This window comes from Oryzihumus leptocrescens, assembly GCF_006716205.1.
Lineage (GTDB): Bacteria > Actinomycetota > Actinomycetes > Actinomycetales > Dermatophilaceae > Oryzihumus > Oryzihumus leptocrescens.
In genome coordinates this window covers 3414910-3438228 of the sequence record NZ_VFOQ01000001.1, presented here as the reverse complement: position 1 = coordinate 3438228, position 23319 = coordinate 3414910, and the positions used below count along the sequence as shown (strand labels likewise).

At 72.0% G+C, this 23319-nt stretch carries 18 protein-coding genes; 6 read left to right on the top strand and 12 right to left on the bottom strand.

Annotation, left to right across the window (positions count from 1 at the left end):
• The first annotated feature begins 32 nt into the window (after window positions 1-32).
• The gene (locus FB474_RS16280; RefSeq protein ID WP_141789598.1) at window positions 33-431 is read left to right on the top strand and encodes a PPOX class F420-dependent oxidoreductase; all 399 of its coding nucleotides are present in this window, start codon (window positions 33-35) and stop codon (window positions 429-431) included.
• A 57-nt stretch (window positions 432-488) separates the two neighbouring features.
• Here the strand turns inward: FB474_RS16280 and FB474_RS16275 are convergent, their stop codons facing one another.
• The 8 genes from FB474_RS16275 to FB474_RS16240 all read right to left on the bottom strand — a co-directional run bounded on the left by FB474_RS16275 (window position 489) and on the right by FB474_RS16240 (window position 7852).
• Window positions 489-1712 (bottom strand): pilus assembly protein TadG-related protein, encoded by a 1224-nt coding sequence (locus tag FB474_RS16275; RefSeq protein ID WP_141789597.1) that lies wholly within the window; start codon window positions 1710-1712, stop codon window positions 489-491.
• Window positions 1694-2143, bottom strand: a complete 450-nt coding sequence (locus tag FB474_RS16270) for a TadE/TadG family type IV pilus assembly protein (protein ID WP_141789596.1) — start codon at window positions 2141-2143, stop codon at window positions 1694-1696. The genes FB474_RS16275 and FB474_RS16270 overlap by 19 nt, the downstream gene beginning before the upstream one ends.
• 53 nt (window positions 2144-2196) lie before the next feature.
• Window positions 2197-3111 (bottom strand): type II secretion system F family protein, encoded by a 915-nt coding sequence (locus tag FB474_RS16265; RefSeq protein WP_141789595.1) that lies wholly within the window; start codon window positions 3109-3111, stop codon window positions 2197-2199.
• Between the two features lie 2 nt (window positions 3112-3113).
• A complete protein-coding gene (locus FB474_RS16260; RefSeq protein ID WP_141789594.1) occupies window positions 3114-4115 on the bottom strand; it encodes a type II secretion system F family protein in 1002 nt (333 codons plus the stop codon).
• Entirely contained in the window at window positions 4112-5494 is a 1383-nt protein-coding gene (locus FB474_RS16255; protein WP_141789593.1) for a TadA family conjugal transfer-associated ATPase, read from the bottom strand. The genes FB474_RS16260 and FB474_RS16255 overlap by 4 nt, the downstream gene beginning before the upstream one ends.
• Entirely contained in the window at window positions 5491-6684 is a 1194-nt protein-coding gene (locus tag FB474_RS16250; protein WP_141789592.1) for a CpaE/TadZ family protein, read from the bottom strand. Before FB474_RS16250 ends, FB474_RS16255 begins: the two co-directional genes overlap by 4 nt.
• 14 nt (window positions 6685-6698) lie before the next feature.
• On the bottom strand, window positions 6699-7421 hold the full coding sequence (gene cpaB / locus FB474_RS16245) for a Flp pilus assembly protein CpaB (RefSeq protein WP_141789591.1): 723 nt from the start codon (window positions 7419-7421) through the stop codon (window positions 6699-6701).
• A gap of 248 nt (window positions 7422-7669) precedes the next feature.
• On the bottom strand, window positions 7670-7852 hold the full coding sequence (locus FB474_RS16240) for a Flp family type IVb pilin (protein WP_141789590.1): 183 nt from the start codon (window positions 7850-7852) through the stop codon (window positions 7670-7672).
• A 314-nt stretch (window positions 7853-8166) separates the two neighbouring features.
• Here FB474_RS16240 and FB474_RS16235 point away from each other — a divergent pair, with 314 nt between their 5' ends.
• Window positions 8167-10680, top strand: coding sequence for a DEAD/DEAH box helicase (locus FB474_RS16235; protein ID WP_141789589.1), 2514 nt, complete (start codon window positions 8167-8169; stop codon window positions 10678-10680).
• 122 nt (window positions 10681-10802) lie between these two features.
• On the opposite strand, the gene FB474_RS16230 is transcribed toward FB474_RS16235, so the two are convergent.
• Window positions 10803-12407 (bottom strand): APC family permease, encoded by a 1605-nt coding sequence (locus FB474_RS16230; protein WP_141789588.1) that lies wholly within the window; start codon window positions 12405-12407, stop codon window positions 10803-10805.
• 200 nt (window positions 12408-12607) lie between these two features.
• The gene (locus tag FB474_RS16225) at window positions 12608-14320 is read right to left on the bottom strand and encodes an FG-GAP-like repeat-containing protein (protein WP_185746196.1); all 1713 of its coding nucleotides are present in this window, start codon (window positions 14318-14320) and stop codon (window positions 12608-12610) included.
• A gap of 242 nt (window positions 14321-14562) precedes the next feature.
• Here FB474_RS16225 and FB474_RS16220 point away from each other — a divergent pair, with 242 nt between their 5' ends.
• Together FB474_RS16220 and FB474_RS16215 are read left to right on the top strand one after the other, a co-directional pair.
• Window positions 14563-15396, top strand: coding sequence for an MEDS domain-containing protein (locus tag FB474_RS16220; protein ID WP_141789586.1), 834 nt, complete (start codon window positions 14563-14565; stop codon window positions 15394-15396).
• Complete coding sequence (locus tag FB474_RS16215; protein WP_221632557.1) at window positions 15393-16361, top strand: anti-sigma factor RsbA family regulatory protein; 969 nt, start codon at window positions 15393-15395, stop codon at window positions 16359-16361. The genes FB474_RS16220 and FB474_RS16215 overlap by 4 nt, the downstream gene beginning before the upstream one ends.
• A 23-nt stretch (window positions 16362-16384) precedes the next feature.
• Here the strand turns inward: FB474_RS16215 and FB474_RS16210 are convergent, their stop codons facing one another.
• Both FB474_RS16210 and FB474_RS16205 read right to left on the bottom strand, forming a co-directional pair.
• Complete coding sequence (locus tag FB474_RS16210; protein WP_141789585.1) at window positions 16385-17935, bottom strand: signal peptidase I; 1551 nt, start codon at window positions 17933-17935, stop codon at window positions 16385-16387.
• Window positions 17936-18056: 121 nt separating this feature from the next.
• On the bottom strand, window positions 18057-18692 hold the full coding sequence (locus tag FB474_RS16205) for a TasA family protein (RefSeq protein WP_141789584.1): 636 nt from the start codon (window positions 18690-18692) through the stop codon (window positions 18057-18059).
• Between the two features lie 318 nt (window positions 18693-19010).
• Here FB474_RS16205 and treY point away from each other — a divergent pair, with 318 nt between their 5' ends.
• Window positions 19011-21512 (top strand): malto-oligosyltrehalose synthase, encoded by a 2502-nt coding sequence (gene treY / locus FB474_RS16200; protein ID WP_141789583.1) that lies wholly within the window; start codon window positions 19011-19013, stop codon window positions 21510-21512.
• 25 nt (window positions 21513-21537) lie between these two features.
• Window positions 21538-23301, top strand: a complete 1764-nt coding sequence (gene treZ, locus FB474_RS16195; protein WP_141789582.1) for a malto-oligosyltrehalose trehalohydrolase — start codon at window positions 21538-21540, stop codon at window positions 23299-23301.
• Window positions 23302-23319 lie beyond the last annotated feature (18 nt).

The window sequence follows — 23319 nt, the reverse complement described above, 5'->3', positions numbered from 1 at the left end:
CCGTCGTGCCGGTGCGCGGGTAACGTCGGCCCATGCCGACCGACACCACCTTCGCCGGGCTGGGCGACCAGCGGTTCGTCTCCCTGACCACCTTCCGCCGCTCGGGCGCGGGCGTGCCCACCCCGGTGTGGGTGGCCCGCGACGGTGACGCACTGGTGGTGACCACCCCCGAGGGCAGCGGCAAGGTCAAGCGGCTGCGCCACGACGCCCGCGTGGAGCTGCAGCCCTGCAGCCGCCGCGGTCGCGTCGACGCCGGCGCCCGCCCGGTCACGGGCACCGCCGCGATCATCACCGACGAGGCGACCACGAGCCGCCTGACGGACCTCATCCGCAGCAAGTACGGGCTGGAGTTCCGCGTGGTCATGGCGGTCGAGCGGCTGCTCCGCTCCGGCGAGGCTCGACGGGTCCTGCTGCGCATCACGCCGGAGTGACCCGGCGGCCGGCGTGACGCCTGCCCGGCCAGGCGCGGCGGCACGGCTGGGCGCCGGCTACCCCGCGGGCAGGACGACGTAGCCGCCGAACCCCGGGGTGGTGTCGCCGGGGTCGGCCGGCGGGAGGTCGTTGAGCACCGCATGCGTGAACCAGCCGCTCAGGCATCGTCCGCTGTTCCCGGTGCCCGGGCAGCTGGGCGCCTGGTTCGGTGGCCGGACCGAGTTCTGGGTGCTGCCGCTGAAGCGCCAGCCGCTGACGTAGAACGGCGCGTACCCCACGATGTGGTAGTTGGTGGCGGTGCCGTGGGCGCTGGTGCAGTCGGTGGTGGGGGTGATGGTCACCGGGGCGAGGGAGAGGCAGTCGAAGATGGGCAGCGCGACGAGCTTGCCGTAGTAGGCGGTCAGGTCGCAGAGGTAGTTGTTGCCGGGGACCCCGATGACCCACCCGCCGGTGACGTTGGCGGAGCAGCCTGTGGTCGTCTGGAGCCACGAGAAGCCGCCGGGTGCCGTGTGGCCGTTCCACGTGGGGCACGTGTCCGTGTCGTCCTTGGCCGTGTTGACCGTGGTCTCGGCCGTGGGCCAGGGGTTGCTCGCGCCGTATCCCGGCCACGGCCCCTTCGGGGCGGCCTGGAACGTCCCGGGTTGGTCGGCGCTCAGCCAGCCGACGGCGTTCTTCCAGTCGCAGTAGGACATGGTCAGGGGGAAGGTGGTCGTCCGTCCGGCGCCGGGCACGGCGATCGCGGCGCGGGCACAGGCCACGACGTTGCCACCTCCGTAGCCGAGCGACTGGGCGACGATCGGGGGCAGGATGTGCCCCCCGGAGATGAGGGTCTGCATGTGGACCTCGAGGTAGGGCACGGTGGCCATCGCCGTCGGCACCCCGGGGCAGTCGACCAGGGCGCCGGTGGGGGCAGTGCACGTGGGCAGGTCGGTGGTGGTGCGCAGGTTCTGCACGCAGATCCCCTGGGGGTATGGCGCGGTGGCGCTGACGTCGCCCAGGGTCGCCTGGCCGTTGAGCCCGGCCAGGGAGGCCATTGACGGCACCATCGAGGAGTTGCACCGCGCGGCGTCCCGGGCGCAGGTCTGCGCCAGGGCGAGGGCGGCGGCGTCGGCGCCGTTCTGGACCTGGCGCCGCTGCGCGTACAACGACCCCACGTCGATGCTCAGGGCGGCCACACCCATGAGGACGCCGGTGGTGAGCAGCAGGACCAGGATCATCGCGATCGCCCCGGACTCCTCCCGGCGCCCGCCCCGCAGGGCCCTCAGTTGAGCCGTGAACACTGCATCACTCCGATCGCGTTCTCCTGCGTGGGGTTGGGGAAGGTGCCGGGGCCGAACAGGCGGGCCAGCCCGGAGATCCCGGTGATCCAGCTGAAGGCGACCGTGACGGTCACCCGGGCGTTCACCACGTTCGCGCTGGTGCAGTCGGTTGCCCCCACCACCGGGTTGTTGGAGGCGTCGAGGAAGTCGACCCTCACGGTGGGCGCCGGGTTGGTCAGCCCGGGCGCCGCCTGCTGGACCCTCGCGACGACGTCGGAGGGGGACTGCATGGCCACGAGCCGCGCACCCTCGCGGGCGGCCTGGCTGAGCTGGATCTGGGTGTTGAACGCTCGTCCGAGGTCGATGATCCCGCACAGGATGAACAGCAGCAGCGGGAGGACGAGCGCCATCTCGACCGCGACGGCACCGGTCTCGCGGCGGCAGGAACGCACCCGACCTCGGGCGGCGCGCACCGCCTGCGACCGGGTGAGCCTCCGCCGTGGGGTCACTGCTGCAACCCGCTGAATGTCGCGACCATCCGGATCGCGCCGGGGCCGATGATGACGATGAACAGCGCCGGGAAGATGCCCAGCAGCATCGGGAAGAGGATCTTCACCGGCACCTTCTGCGCCTTCTCCTCGGCGCGCTGCCGACGCACCAGACGCATCTGCTGGGCCTGTTGGCGCAGCACCCCGCCGATCGGCAGGCCGAGCCGGTCGGCCTGCACGAGGGAGCTGACGAACGTCTTGATCTCCGGCACGGTGCTGCGCTCGCCCAAGGAGGCGAACGCCTGCCCTCGCGAACGGCCGATCTGGATCTCCTGCAGCACCCGGGCGAACTCCCCGGCCACCGGGCCGGTCACCGAGCGGGCGACCTGGCTCAGTGCCGCGTCGAAGCCCTGACCGGCCTCCACACAGACGGTGAGCATGTCGAGGGCGTCGGCCAGTCCCTTGCGCAGCTCCTCCTGACGGCGGAGGCCGGTGTTGTGCAGCAGCAGGTCGGGCAGGTGGAACCCCACGGCGCCGCCGACGAGGAGCAGGAAGACGCCGCGCAGGCTGATCCCGCCGAAGAGCAGGCCGACCCCTGAACCGACGAGCAACGCCGCCCCCTTGACCGCCAGCAGCCGCTGCAGGCTCCATGCCGGGGGGTTGCCCGCGCGGTCCAGGGACCGGTTCAGGCGTGCCGCGGACCCGGACGGCGACAGGCGCAGGGCCAGGGCGCGCATCGCAGCCAGGAACGGTCGCGCCAGCCGGTCGGTGGCGGCGAGCTCGGCGCGCGCGACGTCGTGGGCGGCGACCGAGCCCTCGATCAGCGCCAGGCTGCGCGCCGTGCCGGTCACGGGGGCGCTGCCCGAGCCCAGCGCGAGGACGACGAGCAGCAGGCTCGTCGCCAGGGACGCGGCACCGACCCAGAGCAGCATGGTCAGACCTCCACGTTGACCACGTGACGCATCCAGACCATGCCGATGGCGAGCATGACCAGACCCACGACGGACAGCACCAGCCCCAGCGGGGTGGTCCACAGCAGCGACACATAGGGACGGTTCACCTGGGTCATGTACAGGAAGATCCCCACCGGCATGGCGATGAGCACGTATGCCGACAGGCGTCCCTCGGCCGAGAGGGCGCGGACGTGCCGGTGGAGGGACTCGCGGTCGCGCAGCGTGGTGGCGGTCGTGCGCAGCGTCTCCGCGAGGTTGCCCCCGACCTGGCGCTGGATGCCGATCGCCATGCTCGTCCAGCGCAGGTTGTTGCTGTCCATGCGGTCGGCCATGCGGTCGAGGCTCTCGCCGATGTCCGCGCCGATCCGGGTCTCCGCCAGGGCGCGCGAGAGCTCCTTGGCCGAGGGCTCGGCCACGTCCTGGGCGACGGCGTCGAGCGCCTGGAGCAGCGAGAAGCCGGTCTGCAGGCTGCTGGCGACCAGGGTCAGGACGTCCGGCAGCTGGCTCTCGAACTTCCGCGCGCGACGGCTGGCGCTGACCCGCAGTAACACCACCGGGGTCAGCGCGCCGAGGCCGCCGCCCAGGAGGAGACCGATCAGGTTCGCCGGGATGCTGCCGTGGATCATCAACAGCCCCAGCGCCACTCCCACGATCACGGCCACGACCCGCAGCACCACCCACTCCCCGGTGCGCCACGGCAGGTCCGCCCGCTCGAGCAGGGCCGAGGTCCGGGCCGTCGACGAACGCCCGGCCGCCGCGCGCTCGCCCAGGTCGGTCAGCGTCGTGCTCAGCCTGCTGGGCCGGTCGGTGTCCTGCGGCATCGCCCGTCCGGTGCCCTCGACGTAGCGCTCGATGGAGCGCAGGCGACGGTCCGTCGCGGTGCCGCCGCGCGGCATTCCGAGGGCAAGGACGCTTGCGGCCAGGGCGCCGCCGACCAGCGCCGGTGGGCCCCAGACCAGCCAGACGGGGTCGGCGGGGCTCATCCGCGACCCCGCACGAACATCGCCGGGTGCAGGTCCACGCCGAGGTCCTGCAGGTGCCCGGCGAACTTGGGGCGCAGGCCCGTGCTGACCAGGCCGCCCCGGAACCGGCCGGAGTCGTCGATCCCCGCGGCGAAGTCGAAGACGAACAGGTCCTGGAGGGTGATGACGTCGGACTCCATGCCCTCGACCTCGGTGATGGCGGTGATCCGGCGCGACCCGTCCTTGAGCCGGGCCTGCTGCACGATGAGGTTGACCGCGCTGGCCACCTGGTCGCGGATCGCCCGCACCGGCAGCTCGACGCCGGCCATGAGCACCATGGTCTCCAGGCGGGACAGGCTGTCTCGCGGGCTGTTGGCGTGGACGGTGGTGATCGACCCGTCGTGGCCGGTGTTCATCGCCTGGAGCATGTCCAGTGCGGCGCCGTCACGGACCTCGCCGACGACGATGCGGTCCGGGCGCATCCGCAGGGCGTTGCGCACGAGGTCGCGGATGCTCACCTGCCCGCGCCCCTCGGTGTTGGCCGGGCGCGACTCCATCCGCAGGACGTGGCGCTGGCGCAGCTGGAGCTCGGCGGCGTCCTCGATGGTCAGGATGCGCTCGTCGTCGGGGATGAAGCCGGAGATCACGTTGAGCAGCGTGGTCTTGCCCGATCCCGTGCCACCGCTGATGACGATGTTGCGCCGGCCACGCACGCAGGCCTCGAGGAAGTCGCGCACCTGCGGGGTCATGGTCCCGAAGGCGATGAGGTCCTGGTCCGTGAACGGGTCTGGGGAGAACTTGCGGATGGTCAGCAGGCTGCCGTCCAGCGCGATGGGGGCGATGACCGCGTTGACGCGGGAACCGTCGGCCAGGCGGGCGTCGACCATCGGGCTGGACTCGTCCACCCGGCGTCCGATGCGCCCCACGATCTTGTCGATCGTGCGGCGCAGGTGGACGTCGTCGGCGAACCTGGCCTCGACGGCGTGGATGTGCCCGGAGCGCTCCACGAAGATGCTCTCGGGGCCGTTGACCATGATCTCGGTGATCTCGCCGTCGCGCAGCAACGGCTCCAGCGGCCCGTGGCCGAGGATCTCGTCGGTGACCTCCTGGGCGATCCGGGTGCGGTCGGCCGCCGACAGCGGCGTCTGCTCGGCGTCCAGGACGGCCTGCAGGGTGTGGCGCACGAGCACGTCGAGCTCGGCCTGCTCGAGGTGGGGGTCGTAGAGCTTGGGCCCGAGGGACTCCAGCAGCCCCCGGTGGACGCCGGCCTTCACGCCGGCGAAGGGGTCGCGCACCGGCAGGGGCACGACGTGCTGGTGGGCGGCGCCGGCAGGCGCGCCCGGACCCGCCGGCGTGGGGTGGGTCGGCCGGCTCTGCTCGAGGCGCGCGGCGAGGTTCACGGGGTGACCTGGCGGCGCCGCTTGCGCAGGTCACGGCGTCGCGGCATCGGGACCTCGAGCTCGGGGTGCGGACCGACCGGGGCGATGGGGGTGCGGGTCAGGACGTGGTGCTCGGCCAGGGAACGCAGGGCCGTGCTGAACGCGTGCTTCGGCTCGTCCAGGACGATCGGCACGCCGCGGTTGATCGACGCGGGCACGGCGGAGCTGCTCGGCAGCGAGGCGGCGATGCGGGCACGGATGGCCTTCACCACGTCGGGCAGGTGCAGGCCGACCTTGGCGTCGGCGCGGTTGAGCACGACCACCCGCGAGTCCTGGGGGTGGCCGAGCAGGTCGAGGGTGTTCAGGGCGAGGCGCAGGTTCTTGACCGCCGGGATGTCCGGGGTGGCCAGCAGGATCGCGATGTCGCCGATGTCGAAGGCGGCGAGCGTGTGCTCGGTGAAGGCCGGTGGCGTGTCGACGACGACGAAGTCGTAGACGTGGCGGGCGACCTGCAGCAGCTCGCTGATGGTTGCTCCGCTGATCCGGTCGGCGTCCGCCGGGCTGCTGGGGGCGCAGACCGCCTCCAGGCCACTGTCGTGCCGGGTGACGACGGAGGCGACGCCGTCGGCGTCGAGGTGTCCCGTCATCGCGATGAGGTCGGCAGCCGAGTGCTCCGGGTCGAGCTGGAGGCTGATGGCCACGTCCCCGAAGGCCAGGTCGAGGTCGACGATGAGGACCCGCTTGCCCAGCGAGGCGAGGTGCGCGCTCAGGTTGGTGGCGATCGTCGTCTTGCCGCAGCCGCCCTTGGCCGCGAACACCGTGACGATCGTGCCCGTGCGCTCCTGGGCCGCGCCGGCGCCTGCCATCCGGCGGGAGATGTCCAGGCTGCGGGTGCAGGCCAGGGAGAGGGCGCTGAGGTCGTCGGCGACGAGGACCTCACGGATGCCGGAGCGCAGCGCCTGGGCCAGCACCGGGACCTCGAGGCGACGCCGCAGCAGCAGCACCCCGGCCTCGGGCCGCTCCACCCGGACCCGCTCGGCCAGCTCGCACACGGCCTGCAGGTCGACGTCGGGCCCGGCCACGACGAGCAGCTCCTGGGCGACGAGCTCGCGCCAGACAGCCTGGGCCGAGTCGGCGGTCCGGAGCTGGCCGCCGACGGCATAGTGGTAGGTCTGGGCGGCGGAGGGGTCGGTGCTCCAGAGGATGGTCATGGGCGCGCTCCTGGTCAGCGGGGGAAGAGCGTGGCGTTGTCGACCTCGGCGCGGGTGTCGATGCGGCTGTCGACGCCCAGCAGCCCGGCATACAGGGTGCCGGTCTGCACGGCGTGGACGAGCCGCAGCGCGGAGGCGGGGGGTACGGCGACGGTGAGGGGGACCGGCCCCGAGGCGCCCCCGGGCGGCGCGGTGCTGCCCGGGGCGAGCACGCTGGCGCCGACCGCGATGACGAGGACGTCGGGCAGCAGCACGCGGGTCGCCCGCTGGCCGGAGGCGGGCTCGTAGGAGTCGTAGAGGACCACGTGGGAGCCGGGCGTGAGGAACGTGGCGACCTTGGCGGGGTCGGCCAGCTGCACCGCGACCGCCACCTGCCCGGCGGGCACGGCGATCGCCTTCTGCGCCAGCGGCATCGCACCGAAGCGGCTCGCCAGGACGAACTCCCCGGCGGCGATGTCGGTGGTGGCGACGAGGGGGCGGGTCCGGTCGTCGACGGTCTGCAGCGCCCCGGCGGGGACGCCTTCGGTCATGACCCGGGTGCGGGTGATCAGGCCCCGGCTGACCGCGTCGGCGGCGGTGGTGCCGGCCGGGACGACCTGCTGGGCGACGTAGACCTCGGTGGTGGTCTGCCCGGCGAGGGCGCGCTGGTCGGCGCCCCGTGCGTAGAGGACCACCGCCACGAAGCCGACGAGGGCGGCGACGACAGCGGCCAGCACGACGATCAGCCGACGGGCCACGGACACCTCCTCCAGGGAATTCCCCTACCGGGGGGAACCGCAGGAAATGTCGCCGCGAAGTGAATTCGGGGTGCATTCTTCGGTGCCGGCAGGGGGATATTTCGTTGGGCTATGAGAAAGCTGTTGACAATGTGGGCGATTTCGCCTGATATTGGCGTTGTCGGGCAAATGGGACGGCGCAGCCCCCGGTCGGGTCGCCGGCAGGGGGTTGACGACCGGCCGGGGGACGTGCGCCTCATGTCCTGGCCTCAGGAGGTGACGGTGACCTTCGAGGACGCGGTGTTGAACAGGCTGGACAGGTTGCCGCCGAGCAGGGTGACGGCGCCGATGATGACGATGGCGATGAGCGCGACCATCAGGCCGTACTCCACGGCGGTGGCGCCGCGGTCGGACTTCAGGGCCAGCTGGAGCTTGACGAGTCGAGCGAGCATGGGGGTGCCCCTTCCTGGGACGGATGGTCCCGCGGGGAGGTCCGCGATTGAGGAGGACGCTAGGTCTGCCCGCCTCCTCCAAATGACGTGGTTGGACGAGTCCTGACTCAGGTTTGGAAATAGGGGTGGAATAGTTCGGGGAATACGATTCCCTTTCTTGACCACGCCTTTGCTCACAGCCGTGTTATTCAGTCAAATACGACTCGCGGGGTATTGTCCGGAATTGGCACGAAACTGACCCTCGGTCGGGGGGCCCGGCCGCGCGGCATACCGATTGGTGTTCTGCGCCGCCGAACCGCGACGATGGGGGCCTCATGAGCCTCGCCGACCGGATCCCGACCCCGCCCGAGCCCGACGCCCTCTTCGACGCCTTCGTCGACTGGGCCGGTGAGCGGGGCCTCGAGCTCTACCCGGCGCAGCAGGACGCGCTCATCGAGCTGGTCAGTGGCGCCAACGTCGTGCTGGCCACGCCGACCGGCTCGGGCAAGAGCCTGGTCGCCACCGGCGCCCACTTCGCCGCCCTGGCCCAGGGGCAGCGCACCTTCTACACCGCCCCGATCAAGGCGCTGGTGTCGGAGAAGTTCTTCGCGCTGTGCGAGGTGTTCGGGGCGGCCAACGTCGGCATGCTCACCGGCGACGCCAGCGTCAACGCCCAGGCCCCGATCATCTGCTGCACCGCCGAGGTGCTGGCCAACATCGCGCTGCGCGAGGGGTCGCACGCCGACATCGGCCAGGTGGTCATGGACGAGTTCCACTTCTACTCCGAGCCCGACCGCGGCTGGGCGTGGCAGGTGCCGTTGCTGGAGCTGCCGCAGGCGCAGTTCCTGCTGATGTCGGCGACCCTGGGCGACGTCTCGCGCTTCCAGGACGACCTGACCTGCCGCACCGGACGAGCCACGGCGCTGGTCACCAACACCGAGCGCCCCGTGCCGCTGTCGTTCAGCTACGTGCTGACCCCGCTGCACGAGACGCTCGAGGAGCTGCTCACCACCCACCAGGCGCCGGTCTACGTCGTCCACTTCACCCAGGCGGCGGCGCTGGAGCGGGCCCAGTCACTGCTCAGCCTCAACGTGTGCACGCGCGAGGAGAAGGACCGGATCGCCGAGCTCATCGGCGGGTTCCGCTTCGCCGCGGGCTTCGGCAAGACGCTGTCCCGCCTGGTGCGCCACGGGATCGGCGTCCACCACGCCGGGATGCTGCCCAAGTACCGCCGCCTCGTCGAGCAGCTCGCGCAGGCCGGTCTGCTCAAGGTCATCTGCGGCACGGACACCCTCGGCGTGGGGATCAACGTGCCGATCCGCACCGTCGTGCTGACCGGCCTGACCAAGTTCGACGGGTCCCGCCAGCGGGTGCTCAAGGCTCGGGAGTTCCACCAGATCGCCGGCCGGGCGGGACGCGCCGGCTACGACACCTCCGGCACCGTGGTGGTCCAGGCGCCCGACCACGTCATCGAGAACGAGCGCGCCCTGGCCAAGGCCGGCGACGACCCCAAGAAGCGGCGCAAGGTCCAGCGCAAGAAGCCGCCGGAGGGCACGGTCACCTGGAGCGAGCACACCTTCGACCGGCTCGTCGCCGCCGACCCGGAGGCGCTGGTCTCGCGCATGCGGGTCAGCCACTCGATGCTGCTCAACGTCATCACCCGCCCGGGCGACCCGTTCGCCGCGATGCGCAAGCTGGTCCGGGACAACCACGAGGAGCATCCGGCCCAGGCGCGCCTGGCCCGCCGCGCCATCCAGATGTATCGCGCGCTCCTCACCGCCGGGGTCGTCGAGCGGATCGACCCACCCGACGAGACCGGCCGCACCGTGCGCCTGACCGTCGACCTGCAGGCCAACTTCGCGCTCAACCAGCCGCTGTCCACCTTCGCGCTGGCCGCGTTCGAGCTGCTCGACCAGGACTCGCCGACGTTCGCCCTCGACGTGGTCTCGGTGGTCGAGGCCACGCTCGACGACCCGCGCCAGGTGCTGATGGCCCAGCAGTTCAAGGCTCGCGGCGAGGCCGTGGCGGAGATGAAGGCCGAGGGGATCGAGTACGACGAGCGCCTCGAGCTGCTCGACGAGGTCACCTGGCCCAAGCCGCTGGTGGAGCTGCTGGAGTCGGCCATGGCGATGTACCGCAAGGGCCATCCGTGGGTTCCCGAGGACGCGCTGTCACCGAAGTCGGTGGTGCGCGACATGTTCGAGCGGGCGATGACCTTCACCGAGCTGGTCGGCTACTACGGCCTGGCCCGCTCGGAGGGGGCGGTGCTGCGCTACCTCAGCGACGCCTACAAGGCGCTGCGCCAGACGGTGCCGGACAGCCTCAAGACCGAGGAGCTCGCCGACCTCATCGAGTGGCTCGGGGAGACGGTGCGCCAGACCGACTCCAGCCTGCTCGATGAGTGGGAGCAGCTGACCGACGGGTCGCTGGAGCCCGGACAGGCGCCGCGGCCGGGGGAGGTCGGCGACCAGCCGCGCCCGATCACCAAGAACCACAGGGCTTTTCGCGTGCTCGTGCGCAACGCGATGTTCCGGCGGGTCGAGCTGGCGGCGCTGCGCCGGTGGATCGACCTGGGCGAGCTCGACGCCGGATCCGGTTGGGACGCCGACCGCTGGCAGGACGCGCTGGCGACCTACTACGCCGAGCACGACTCGATCGGCACGGACGGCGACGCCCGCGGGCCGAAGATGTTCCAGGTGGAGGAGCAGCCCGGACGCTGGCTGGTCCGCCAGGTCATTGACGACCCTGAGGGCGACCACGACTGGGGGATCACGGCCGAGGTCGACCTCGCCACCTCGGACGAGCTCGGCGAGGCGGTCATCCACCTCACCGGCTTCGCGCCCCTCTGACACCGGCGCGGCATACCGGCCTGCGCTCCACCTCTTCCCACCGAACGCACCAAATCCGCCGTTCCGGGGTCCTCGGAGCCTCGAAACGGCGGATTTGGTGCGTTCGGTCGAGGGGTTGAGGGTTACTCGCGCTCGGCGGCGGTCGGCTCGAGCTCGTCGTGCAGGTGCGCCTTCAACGCGCGGTCGGGCCGGGCGATGACGAAGTAGATGCCGCCGACCAGGGCGATCCCCACCATGACCACGAACGTGATCCAGTCGTAGTTGAAGAACGCCCGTGGGCTCGACAGCCCCGTCGGCGCCACGATGTTGATGAGCATCACCACCAGGTAGGCCAGCGCCAGCCAGCTCACCAGCCAGCCCCACCGCCCGAGTCGGAACGCACCCTCGGGGACCCACCCCCGGGCCCGGGCGATCATCGACCCGATGACGGTCAGCATGAACGACAGGTAGATGCCGGAGACGCCGAACGACACCAGCACGAAGAGGGCGTTGATCCCCTTCGGATAGGTGAACCAGAGGATCTTCACGTCCGAGGACGGGTTGATGTTGACCATCAGGGAGAACGCGATCGGGACGATGGCGCCGATGATGATGGCGTTGACCGGCGTGTGGAAGCGCGGGGAGATGTGACCCACCCACTTGTGGGCCGGCACCGCACCGTCGCGGGCGAAGGAGAACGCCAGTCGGGCGCCCGCCCCCTGCACTGCCGTGCCGCAGGAGAAGAACGCGATGATGACCATCACGAGGAAGAAGTCCTGCAGCCACTGCGGCAGGTCGCTGAGGATGCCGGGGACGCCACCGCCGGAGAACACCGCGGCATACCCCTTGGCGCTGCTCGGGGTGGCCAGGATCAGCCCGGCGACCAGGACGAACGAGGCGACCCCGCCGTAGACCAGGGCCGAGCGCATCGCGCGCGGCACCTGACGGGAGGCGTCCTTGGTCTCCTCGGCGATGTCACCGGCGGACTCGAAGCCGTAGAAGATGTAGACGTGGGCGAGGACCGCCACGAGGGCGGCGCCGGTCAGCCAGTTGCCGTGGAAGTTCATGCCGAGCGGGTTGGTGGCGGGGTACTGCGCGCCGGCCGTCTTGAACAGGAACCCGAAGCCGTGGTGGAAGCCGACGACGGCCAGGGCGATGGCGACGCCGAACGTGCCGATCGTCTCGACGTAGACACCCAACGCCGTCACCCGGCTCATCAGCTTGGCGCCGACCGCGTTCATCGTGGTCTGGATCAGGATGAGGATGATGGTGATGACGAGGATCGTCGTGCTGTTCGTCGGGTCCATCTTCGTGCCGAACCACTGGTCCGACAGGGCCGTCACGTAGCTCACCACGCCGGTGTCGACGCTGGCCACGGTCACGAGCAGCGCCATGCCGTAGAGCCAGCCGACCCACCAGCCGTATCCCGCGCTGACCGAGTACTTGCCGTACTGGTAGATCGCTCCGGCCACCGGGTAGTGGCTGCCGAGCTCGCCGAACACCAGCGCCACCATGAGCATCCCGAGCACGACCAGCGGCATCAGCCACAGGTAGAGCGGCCCGGCGGAGCCGAGCCCGAGGACGAACAGGGAGTACACGCCGACCATCGGCGAGAGGTAGGAGAACGCGACGCTGAAGTTGTCGAACAGGCTCAGCACCCGCGAGAGCTCCTGCGTGTAGCCCAGGTTCTGCAGGCGCTCGGCGTCAGCGTCGGGCTGGCCCTGGGGGTTGTTCATGACCTCGCTCATCCCGCGCTCCTTCATCGCGACCGGCCCCCGCGATCGAAGCGTCTGCCCGTGCGGGTCGGCCCACCTCACCCACAAGTACTACGCGCGCGGGCGTCGCGCTCGTCCACGCCTCTCAGCGGGGTGGCCACCGGCACCACGCCCGCGGGCCCGCCTCGATGCCAAGGACATCGGGACGGGCCCGCGACGGTGCGGAGCGAGGGTCAGCCGACGCCCACGGTGGCCGTGTAGGCCCCCCAGCTCGTGGACAGCGGGTAGCCCTGGCCGAAGGTGCCGTTGCCGTTGCCGGGCAGCACCGTGAGGGTGCCGTCGGTGCCGCGGGCGAGCAGGTCGGCCCGGCGGTCCCCGGTGATGTCCCCGGCGGAGAGCAGCGTGGTGGTGGTGTCCCAGCCGCTGGCGACGACCGTGCCGGGCCTGACGGTCCCGGCGCCGGAGCCGGCATAGAGGCAGAGCTGCCCGGAGGGCTTGCGCGCCAGCAGGTCGGCCTTGCCGTCGCCGGTGACGTCGCGCGCGGCGACCACCGTGTCGAAGACCTGCCACCCCAGCCCGATCCGCAGGCCGGGGTTGACCCCGCCCCGGCCGTTGCCTTGGTAGAGGAGCAGGTCGCCGTTGGGCTTGCGGGCCAGGACGTCGGGGTGGCCGTCGCCGGAGAAGTCCCCGCCGGTGAAGACCTGGCTGAAGACCTGCCAGCCGCGCCCGATGACTGTGCCCCAGCCGATGAAGCCGCCCTGGCCGTTGCCCCGGTAGAGGTAGAGCAGGCCACTGGGGGTGCGGGCCACCAGGTCCGCGTGGCCGTCGTTGTCCATGTCACCGGGTGACGTGATGGTGTCGAACATGTTCCACCCCGACCCGATCTGGGTGGGTGTCCCCAGGCCGCCGTTGCCGTCGCCGGGCACGAGCATCAGCCGGCCGTCGCTCTCGCGCGCGAGCAGGTCCGTCGCCGGGTCGGCGTCGAAGCCCGGTGCGGACGGCACGGCCACGGGTGGGACGCCGCGGGAGATCATCGCCGCACGCCAGGTTATGGGGTCGGCGACCCCCGTGGCGGCGACGCCGTGTGCCCGCTGCCACGTCTTGAGCCGGGTCACCGTTCCGGTGCCCAGCACGCCGTCTGCGCGGAGGCCGACCATCTGCTGGATCGCCGACACCGCGGGGCCGGTCGAGCCGCCGCGGAGGTACATGCCCGAGTAGCTCGCCAGCTGCCTGGTCAGCGTCGTGGCGCCGGCCGGTGCGGTCACGGTGCCGAGCCGGGGGCACGGCGTGCCGTTGTAGCCGGCGTACGGCGGGGCCCAGTTCAGGTCGGCGTTGCGGCACGGGCCGTAGTCGGTCGCGGCGACCTGCTTCGTCCAGTACGACGTGCGCTTCATCGCGCCGGCCCAGGACAGGGAGAAGTGGATGTGGTTGCGGTGACAGGTGCTGTCCATGCTGACCTGCGGTGTGGAGGCACAGCTGCTGTAGGGCTCCCACGTCTGGCTCCACGTGCCCCAGATCTGGTTGTTCCAGATGACGTACATGACGCCGAGCCGGCGGGCGTTGGCGAAGGTGACGCCGTCGCGAGTGGCGAACAGCCAACCCAGCACGGCGTTGGCCTCGGCCGCCTGCGTCGCGTTGCGGACGCTGACCATCCAGTCCAGCGCCCGGCCGTCGTAGTGCTCCGTGCGGGTGATCGAGTCGGCGCCGCAGGCCCGCACGGTGCCGTAGGAGCTGGTCGGGTAGGTCGCCTTGAGCAGGTTGCCGAGGGCGACGGTGCCGGGCTTGGCCAGGCCGTCGCAGGAGTTGTTCGTGACGTCCGTGGCCAGTGGCTCGATCGCCGTCGGCAGGTCGGTGGGGGTCGGCGGCACGGCCGTGGCGGCGTGGGCAGTCGGGCCGACCATCAGGACGGGCACGAGGGCCAGTCCGGCGGCGAGGGCGGTGAGCACCGCGCGAGGGTGGCGAGCGTTTCCGGGCATGGCGCAGCAACGGCTTTCGGTATGGGGTTCGGTGGCCCCTGCGACCACCTTTTCGAGAGTAGGTCGGGCCTGTGCGGTTCGTCCGGGCTTTGGCTGCTCTGTCCGCTTTCTTGACTATCTCTTGGGGTGCGTCGCGTTGACGACCGGCTGCCGGGAGGGGTTCTGGCCCGACAGCCTGTCCTCGCCCCGGACGCGGGCATACCGTTGGGCCCATGGCAGGAATGTCGGTGTTGGCGCGGCCGCGGGGCCTGCGGCAGGGGGACCACGTGTGCTGGGCGTACGACCCGGAGCGGGGGTTCGGCGTGGTGGCGGCGCAGTTCCTCGCCGAGGGGGTCGCCCTGGGTGAGCGGGTGCTCTTCGTCGGGGAGGGGGACACGGCGCAGCTGGTCGGGGAGCTGGACGCCCTGCCCGGAAGGGACGCGCTCCTGGCCAGCGGGCAGCTGCAGGTCCAGCCCATGTCCGACGTCTACCTCGGCAGCGGCGGTCTCGACCCCGTCGCCCAGACCGAGCTGTTCGCCGCCGCCGGCGCGGCCGCCGTGGAGGACGGCTACACCGGACTGCGGGTCGCCGGTGACCTCACCGGCCTCGTCCGCGACCCCTCGCGCTGGGAGGACGTGCGCGCCTACGAGATCGTCGTCGACTCGGTCATCGCGGGTCACCCACTGACGGGCATGTGCGGGTATGCCGCGCCGACGGTCCCCGGGGAGCGCCTCCGCCCGCTCGCGGCACTGCACGGCATACGGCACGTGGCCGGTGACACGCTGACGTTCGTCGCACGGGTGCGCGGTGAGGTCCTGGTGCTCGCCGGCGAGGTCGACACGGGCTGTGCGGACGCCCTCGACGAGGTGCTCGTAGGGGTCGGCCGGCTCGCCGCCGGGCCGGTGACCGTCGACCTCGCCGGACTGGACTTCGTCGACGTCGGTGCCACGCGGGCGCTGGTCCGCTTCGCCACGGGGCTGCGGGCGAGCGGGCGCCCGGTGCGCTTCGTCGGCGTCGGGCCCGGGCCGCGCCGCGTGCTCGAGCTGTTCGACGTGGAGCTGGCGTGAGCGCCCGCGCCATGCACCCGACGGGTGACTGGACCGGCAAGGCGTTCGCGCACGAGGCGTTCCTCTACTCCAGTGACGAGGAGGCCGTGGCCCGCTGCGTGCCCTTCGTCCAGGAGGGGCTCGATCGCGGTGAGCCGGTCATCGTCGTCGCGTCCGAGGCGGTGCGGGAGGCGCTGCTCGCCCACCTCGGCGACGAGGCGGGACGGCTGGCGGTGGTGGCCGCGTCGGAGGGCTGGTGGCAGGGCGGCTTCGGCACGCTGGCCGCCTACGACCGTGACCTGCAGCAGCTCAGGGCGAACGGCACGCCGTGGCGGCTGATCGGGGAGCCGACGTGGCTGGCGCTTCCCGACGGGAGGGTGTGGTCCCGGTTCGAGGCGGTGGCCAACGACGCCTACGCCGACCTGCCGTACTACTCCCTGTGCCTGCACGACACCCGCCGGCTCGCCCCGGACGTCCTGGAGGCCGTGCTGCGCAGCCACCCGATGACCTGGGGCGGGACCGAGCCGGTGGCCTCACCGACCTATGAGGACACCGCGACGTTCTTGCGGCAGGCTGAGCCGGCGTGGACCGAGCGACCGGCCGGGGCGCTGGTCCGGCAGGTGGGCGACGCCCGCCAGGCGCGGGCGCTGGTGGGCGAGGTCCTCGGTGGTGAGCAGGCAGGTGAGGTGGGTGGGCTGGCTGGTGAGCGGGAGCAGGACGCGCTGATCGCCGTCAACGAGCTCGTCAGCAACGCCCTGCGGGCCGCCGGCAGTGCCGAGGTGAGCACGTGGCGCGAGGACGGGTGCCGGGTGTGGGAGGTCGCCGACTCCGGGCCGGGCTTCCACGCGGCCACCGCCGGCTACGTGCCGCCCGCGGACGACCTCGACTGCGGGCGCGGGTTGTGGCTGGCCCGCGGCCTGGCCTCCGACGCGACGGTGCGCGCCACCGGCGAGGGCGCCGCGATCCGCCTGTTCTTCCGGGACTGAGGCCCCGGAAGCTGGGCGACGGATCAGGCGCCGTGGCCGGCCCGGTAGTGCGCCGCGGCGTCTGTCTCGCTCAGCGCCCTGCCGTAGAACGCGGCTTCGTCCATGGAGCCCTTGAACAGGTCCGCCGGCGGGTCGGGCCACCCGGCGAGGTGTGACACGCCCAGGCCAAGCAGTCGCTCGGTGAGCTGGGCCTGGGTCTTGTCCGCCTTGCGCGTGCCGACGAGGGCGCCGTCGACGTAGAGGGCGATCGTGGTCCCGTCGCTGGTGCCCAGCGCGTGGTGCCACACAGGGGTGGTGCCGGTGTACCCGTAGCCGGGGCCGCTCTGCACGACGTTCGGACCGCCCTGGCCGAGGTCGGCGCCGAAGCAGACCTTGCCGTTCTTCGTGAGGTAGAGCGCCGTGTCGATGCCGGCGTTCGACCAGCTCTCGACGTGCGCCAGGCTCACCAGCGGTCCGCCGTCGGAGCTCGAGGGCGCTGCGAACCACGCCTCCAGCGAGTAGGCCTGCGGCAGGGCCGTGGAGCGGGCGGACACGGCCGCGCCGGTGATCCCGTCGAAGGTGAACGCGCCACCGTCGTCGCCGGCCAGCGGCGTGGCGGTGCGCAGCGCGACCCCGCTGGTGCGGAGCGCGTCCCGGCCCAGCGAGCCGGAGTCGCCCACGGCGTACTCCAGCGCCGGGTCGCCCACAGGCTGCTCGTCCATGCGGAACCACGACAGCGGGTCGTCCGCGCACACGGCGCGGGCGTAGGCACTGCCCCGGCAGAAGCTCGGCGCCGCCGTGACGGTGTTGTCCCCGACGGACGCGGCCGCAGTGAACACGGCGTTCGTGTGCCGGCCGATCAGCACGCCCAGCCCGGAGCAGGCCGCGACGGTGGTAGCCAGCGCGGCGACGAGGAGCCGGCGCCGCGTCAGCGCTGTCGCCCGCTCCAGCGCGCGTCGCTCCCCGCGGCTGGGGGCGGGTGTATCGCGCGCCGCCGGGTCCGCTGTCCCGCTCACCTCGACATCCCCTTCGGGTGCGTCCGTCCCGCGGTGCGCGGCCCGCAGGCGCCCCGCGCCCCGGACGAGGTTCAGCAGCTGCGACAGGGCGATCAGCGCGAGTGGTCCGCCGAGGATGAGCAGCCGTCCGCGGTCCGACTCGTAGAACGCGAGCCATCGTCCGACCCAGGGCACGGTCCCGGTGAGCACGCCGAACACGCTGGTGGCCGGGGACAGGTTCGGGTCGGCCGTGGGGTTGGCGTCGCCCTTGGTCTGGATGAACACGCCCTGCGGCATCCGGTGCATCGCCACGATGCGGTGGGTCGTCAGCTCCTGGGCGCCCGGTGCCTGGAAGGTCACGATCATGCCGGGGTGGAGCTGCTCCTGTCGGAGCTTCTCGACGAGGACGACGTCGCCCGGCCCGAACGTCGGGACCATGGAACCGGACGTGACGATGAGCAGCTGCCGCCCGCTGTGCTGGACCAGCCCCAGGCCGAGCACGGTCGCCGCGGCCACGACCACCGCGACGGTGGTGAGCCCGCGGCGGAGCCACGTCAGGGCACGGCGCAGCGTCCGTGCCGACGGCGACAGTGCTCTCATGCCGAACTCCCCGGTTGGGGCTGGTGGAACGGTGGTGCCGAACCTGGACGGGGAGGCGCCAGCCCCAAGGCGTCACTCCCCGTCCCGGTCGTGGGCGCCGCGCTGACGCGGCAGTCGGTGACTACGGGTTGTTGGCCGTCTGCTCGGAGCTGAAGACGAAGCTCATCGTCGCGGCCTTGCCCTGGTAGACGTCGGTGGTTTCCTTCGGCAGGGTCGCCCGGAAGCAGAGGGTCTCGCTCTTCTGGGCGTCGAGCGCGCGGTCACCCGGGTCCGCGCCCTGAACGGAACTGCCGAACGCCAGCGCGGCCGGCGCCACGTCGCCCACCAGGGTGGCTCCCGGCGCGGCGAAGGCGGTGTCGGCGCAGACCCCGTTGGACGGAACGACGGCCACCGCCAGGTTCAGGGCGTCAGCGAGATTGACGACGTTCTGGGTGTGGGTCACCGAGGTGGCGAGCGAGTAGCGCGCCGCCAGGGATCCAGAGTTCTTGACCGTGATCGCGCGGTACTGGACGTCTCCGGGCGCCATGCCCGTGATCGTGAAACCCGTCGTCGTGGGCGTCGAGGTCGGCGTCACGGTCAGGCTCACGGTGCCGGCGACGATCCTCGGCGCCGTGTGGGTTGAGTTGGTGAAGAAGGCGCCGGTGGCCACGGTGGACAGGCCGGTGACCGTCACCCCCAGGACTCCCACACCCAGGGCCAGGCGGATGGCCTCGGCCTTGGCGATCCCCGTCATGCGCATGGCAGAGCTCAGTGCCACTGGTCGGTCCCCTCGGGTCGGCGTGGTCGCTACCACGTCGTCTGGCGGACCCCTGTTGGCCCCCCTACTTGACGGGTCAACTTAGCCGTCGTCCCAAGAATTGGTAAAGAGCCGGCAAAAGATTTCGTGAAAGCGCTTCCCGACCGCAGATCTTCTCCGTCGAGGAGCCCAAGGTGACTCGCGGGTAACCCTGGCGGCACGGCATACCGGGGCGTATCAGGGCAATCCGGCGCCTGCGGTGAGACGCGGGCGCACGTCCGGGAGGCGTCTGGGACGATGGGCCGCCCAACGTGACCTACGCCACATGGAGGCAGTTTCGTGAGTCCGGACCCCGACCGCGAGGTCACCGCGACCTACCGCCTCCAGCTGCATGCCGGCTTCGGCTTCGCCGACGCCGAGGCGCAGGTGCCCTACCTCGCCGCGCTCGGCGTCAGCCACCTCTACCTCTCGCCGGTGCTGCAGGCCGTCCCCGGCTCGATGCACGGCTACGACGTGCTCGACCACACCCGGGTCAGCAGCGACCTCGGCGGGGAGGACGCCCTGGTCCGGCTCGCCGGGACCGCGCACCGACACGGCCTCGGGCTGGTCGTCGACGTGGTGCCCAACCACATGGCCCTCGTCGCGCCCGAGAGCGCCAACGCCCCGCTGTGGCAGGTGCTGCGCGAGGGCCGCGACGCCCCCACCGCCGACTGGTTCGACATCGACTGGAAGTCCGGCGGCGGGCGGCTCGGCCTGCCGATCCTCGGCGACACCCTGGCGGCCATGCTCGAGGCCGGCGAGCTCGTGCTCGGTGACCTCGACGGCGAGCCGGTCATCCGCTACCACGACCACGTCCTCCCGGTCGCGCTCGGCACCGAGGGTGAGGACGTCGCCGAGGTGCTCGCCCGGCAGCACTACCAGCTCGCCTCCTGGCGCGAGACCGACACCATGCTCAACTACCGCCGGTTCTTCGAGATCGACGAGCTCATCGCTGTGCGGGTCGAGCTCGAGGAGGTCTTCGAGGCCACGCACCGGCGGCTGCTGGACCTCAACCACCGCGGCGTCATCGACGGCTTCCGCATCGACCATCCCGACGGCCTGGCCGACCCGGAGGGATACCTCCAGCGGCTGCGCGAGGCCACGCGGCCGGGCACGTTCGTGTGGGTCGAGAAGATCCTCGAGGGCCACGAGCGCCTCTCCACCACCTGGCCCTGCGACGGCACGACCGGGTATGACGCGCTCCAGGCCGTGCAGGCGGCTCTCGTCGATCCCGCTGCGGCCGAGGTGCTCGAGGAGTGCTGGGTCGCCGCCGGGGGCGAGCCCCGTCTGGCGCGCTCGGTCGAGCGGGCCAAGCGCCAGGTGGTCGACGAGTCCCTGGCCCCGGAGGTCGACCGGCTGACCCGGCGGGCCCGGGAGGCGCTGCCGTCGCTGGACCCCGAGCGGCTGCGGCTCGCCGTGGTCGAGCTGCTGGTGGCCGGCGAGGTCTACCGCGCCTACGTCCGGCCCGACCAGCGGCTCTCGCGGGAGGCCCGGCGCCGGATCGAGGAGGCGCGCGCTGCCGCGGTGGCCGCCCGTCCGGACCTGGAGGCGGAGGTGGACGCCCTGGTCGAGCTCGCCCTCGGGGAGGACGCCGACCTGCACCCGGCCGCGATTGACTTCGCCGTGCGCCTGCAGCAGACGTGGGGCCCCGTGATGGCCAAGGGCATCGAGGACACCACGTTCTACCGCTGGCACCGGCTGGTGGCGCTCAACGAGGTCGGCGCCGACCCGTCCGTGCTGGAGACCGGCTCGGCCGAGGCGCTCCACGGGTGGGCCGAGGCGCAGCAGCGCGACTGGCCGCGGGGCATGACCACGCTGTCCACCCACGACACCAAGCGCAGCGAGGACGTTCGTGCCCGACTGCTCGCGGTGGCTGGTGATCCTGAGGCGTGGCAACGGTGTTCGGCTGCGTTCCGGGCGGCTGCCGATGAGTTCGGCGTCGACCGCCCGACGGCCCACCTGGTCTGGCAGACGCTCGTCGGCGTCGGCGACATCGGGGCCGAACGCCTGCACGGCTACCTGGTCAAGGCAGTGCGCGAGGCCAAGCAACGCACCGCCTGGGTGGATGGCGACAAGGCCTACGAGAAGCGGGTGCTGGCCCTTGCCGACGCCGCGCTCGTGCCGGGCCGCCTGCGCGAGGTGTGGCTGGATGCCTTGCGGCACAACGCCGTTGCCGTGCGGGCGACGGTACTGGCGGCCAAGCTGCTGCAGCTGTGCCTGCCGGGCGTCCCCGACACCTACCAGGGCTGCGAGCTCGTCGACCTGTCGCTGGTCGACCCGGACAACCGGCGAGCCGTGGACTTCGACCGCCGCCACGCCCTGCTCCACTCCCTGGCCCAACCCACCGACCAACCCGCCGACCAACCCGCCGAGAGGGACGTTTCTGCCCTTTCCGGGGGGTCGGAAGGGGCAGGAACGTCCCTCTCGGCGGAGGGGGCTGGGGAGTCGAACGGGCTCGGTGGCCTGGACGGGCTCGACGGGGAGAAGCTGCTCGTCACCACGACGGCCCTGCGGCTGCGGCGCGAGGACCCCGAGGCGTTCGGCCTGGGCGCGACCTACCGGCCGCTGCAGTCCACCAGCGAGCACGCCCTCGGATTCCTGCGGTCCGACCGCGTCGCCGTCGTGGTGACCCGGGCGCCGGCCCGCCTCGAGCGCACCGGTGCGTGGTCCGACGGCGACACCGTGCTGCTGCCCGAGGGCGACTGGGAGGACCGGCTCACCGGCCGGGTCCACGTCGGCGGCGAGGTCGCCTGCGCCGACCTCTTCGCCAGCCGACCCGTCGCCCTCCTCGTGCGCCGGTGACGAGCAACCACAAAGGAGTCCGCTCATGACCGAGGTCTGCGTCTGGGCGCCGTTCGCCAGGGAGTCGGTCGACCTGGTGCTCGGCGACGAGCGCGTCTCCATGCGCCGTGATGTCGGTGGCTGGTGGCGGGGTGAGCTTCCCGAGGCGCCCGGCACGGCATACGCCTTTGCGCTCGACGGCGGTGACCCGCGGCCCGACCCGCGCTCGCGGCGGCAACCCGACGGCCCGCACGGGCGCTCGGTTGCCTTCGACCCCAATGGTTTCGGGTGGACCGACCGCGACTGGGCGGGCGTGCAGCTGCCCTCTGCGGTGATCTACGAGCTGCACATCGGCACCTTCACCGTCGAGGGCACGTTCGACGCCGCCGTCGAGCGGCTCGACCACCTCGTCGACCTCGGCGTCGACCTCGTCGAGGTCATGCCGGTCGCCAGCTTCCCGGGCCGTCACGGCTGGGGCTACGACGGCGTCGACCTCTACGCCGTGCATGAGCCGTACGGCGGACCCGTTGCCCTGCAACGGTTTGTCGACGCCTGTCACGCCCGCGGGCTCGGCGTGTGCCTCGACGTCGTCTACAACCACCTCGGGCCGGACGGCAACTACCTCGGCGAGTTCGGGCCCTACTTCACCGACCGCTACGTCACGCCGTGGGGGCAGGCGCTCAACCTCGACGGTCCCGGCAGCGACGAGGTGCGCCGGTTCGTGCTCGACAACGTCGCCCAGTGGCTGCGTGACTTCCACATCGACGCGCTGCGCCTCGATGCGGTCCACGCGCTCGTGGACGACCGGGCCCTGCCGCTGCTGGAGGAGATGGAGCGTGAGGTCGAATCCCTTGCGGCAGAGGTGAACCGGCCGCTGTGGCTGATCGCCGAGTCCGACCGCAACGACCCGCGCACGGTCACCCGGCGCACCCCCGACCCCGACGCCGGCGGCGGCCTCGGGCTGCACGCCCAGTGGGCCGACGACGTGCATCACGCGCTGCACGTGGCGCTGACCGGCGAGACGTTCGGCTACTACGCCGACTTCGCCGACCCCGGGGCGCTGGCCAAGGTGCTCACCACGCCGTTCTTCCACGACGGCACGTGGTCGAGCTTCCGCGAGCGCACGCACGGCCGGCCGGTGGACACGCTCCGGCTCGAGGGCTGGCACTTCGTCGCGTCGCTGCAGACCCACGACCAGGTCGGCAACCGCGCGGTCGGTGACCGGCTCAGTCGGCTCGTCCCGCCCGGGCTGCTCGCCGCCGGCGCCGCGATTCTGCTGACGTCGGCCTACAGCCCGATGCTGTTCATGGGCGAGGAGTGGGGCGCGGGCACGCCGTGGCAGTACTTCACCGACCACGTCGACCCCGAGCTCGCCCGGCTCGTCAGCGAAGGGCGGCGCCGCGAGTTCGCCTCGCACGGCTGGGACAGCGCCGAGGTGCCCGACCCGCAGGACCCCGCGACCGTCGAGCGCTCCCGGCTCGACTGGTCCGAGCCCGAGCAGCCCCCGCACGACCGCCTGCTCCGCTGGTATCGCGCGCTGCTCACCCTGCGCCGTCAGCGCGCCGACCTGCGCGACCCGCACCTCGACCGCGTGGGCGTCGACCACGACCATGCCGCGCGGACCGTCGTCGTGACGCGCGGCGAGCACCGCGTAGCGGCCAACCTCGGCAGCAAGCCCGCGCTGGTCGACCTCGGTGAGGCCACGGCATACCGGCAGGTGGTCCTGGCCTGGGACGAGGGAGCGCGCCTGACCGACGACGGCCGCCTCTCCCTGCCCGGGGAGTCGGCGGCCGTCGTGGGTCCTGCCTGACCGCACCCCTTTGCGCAA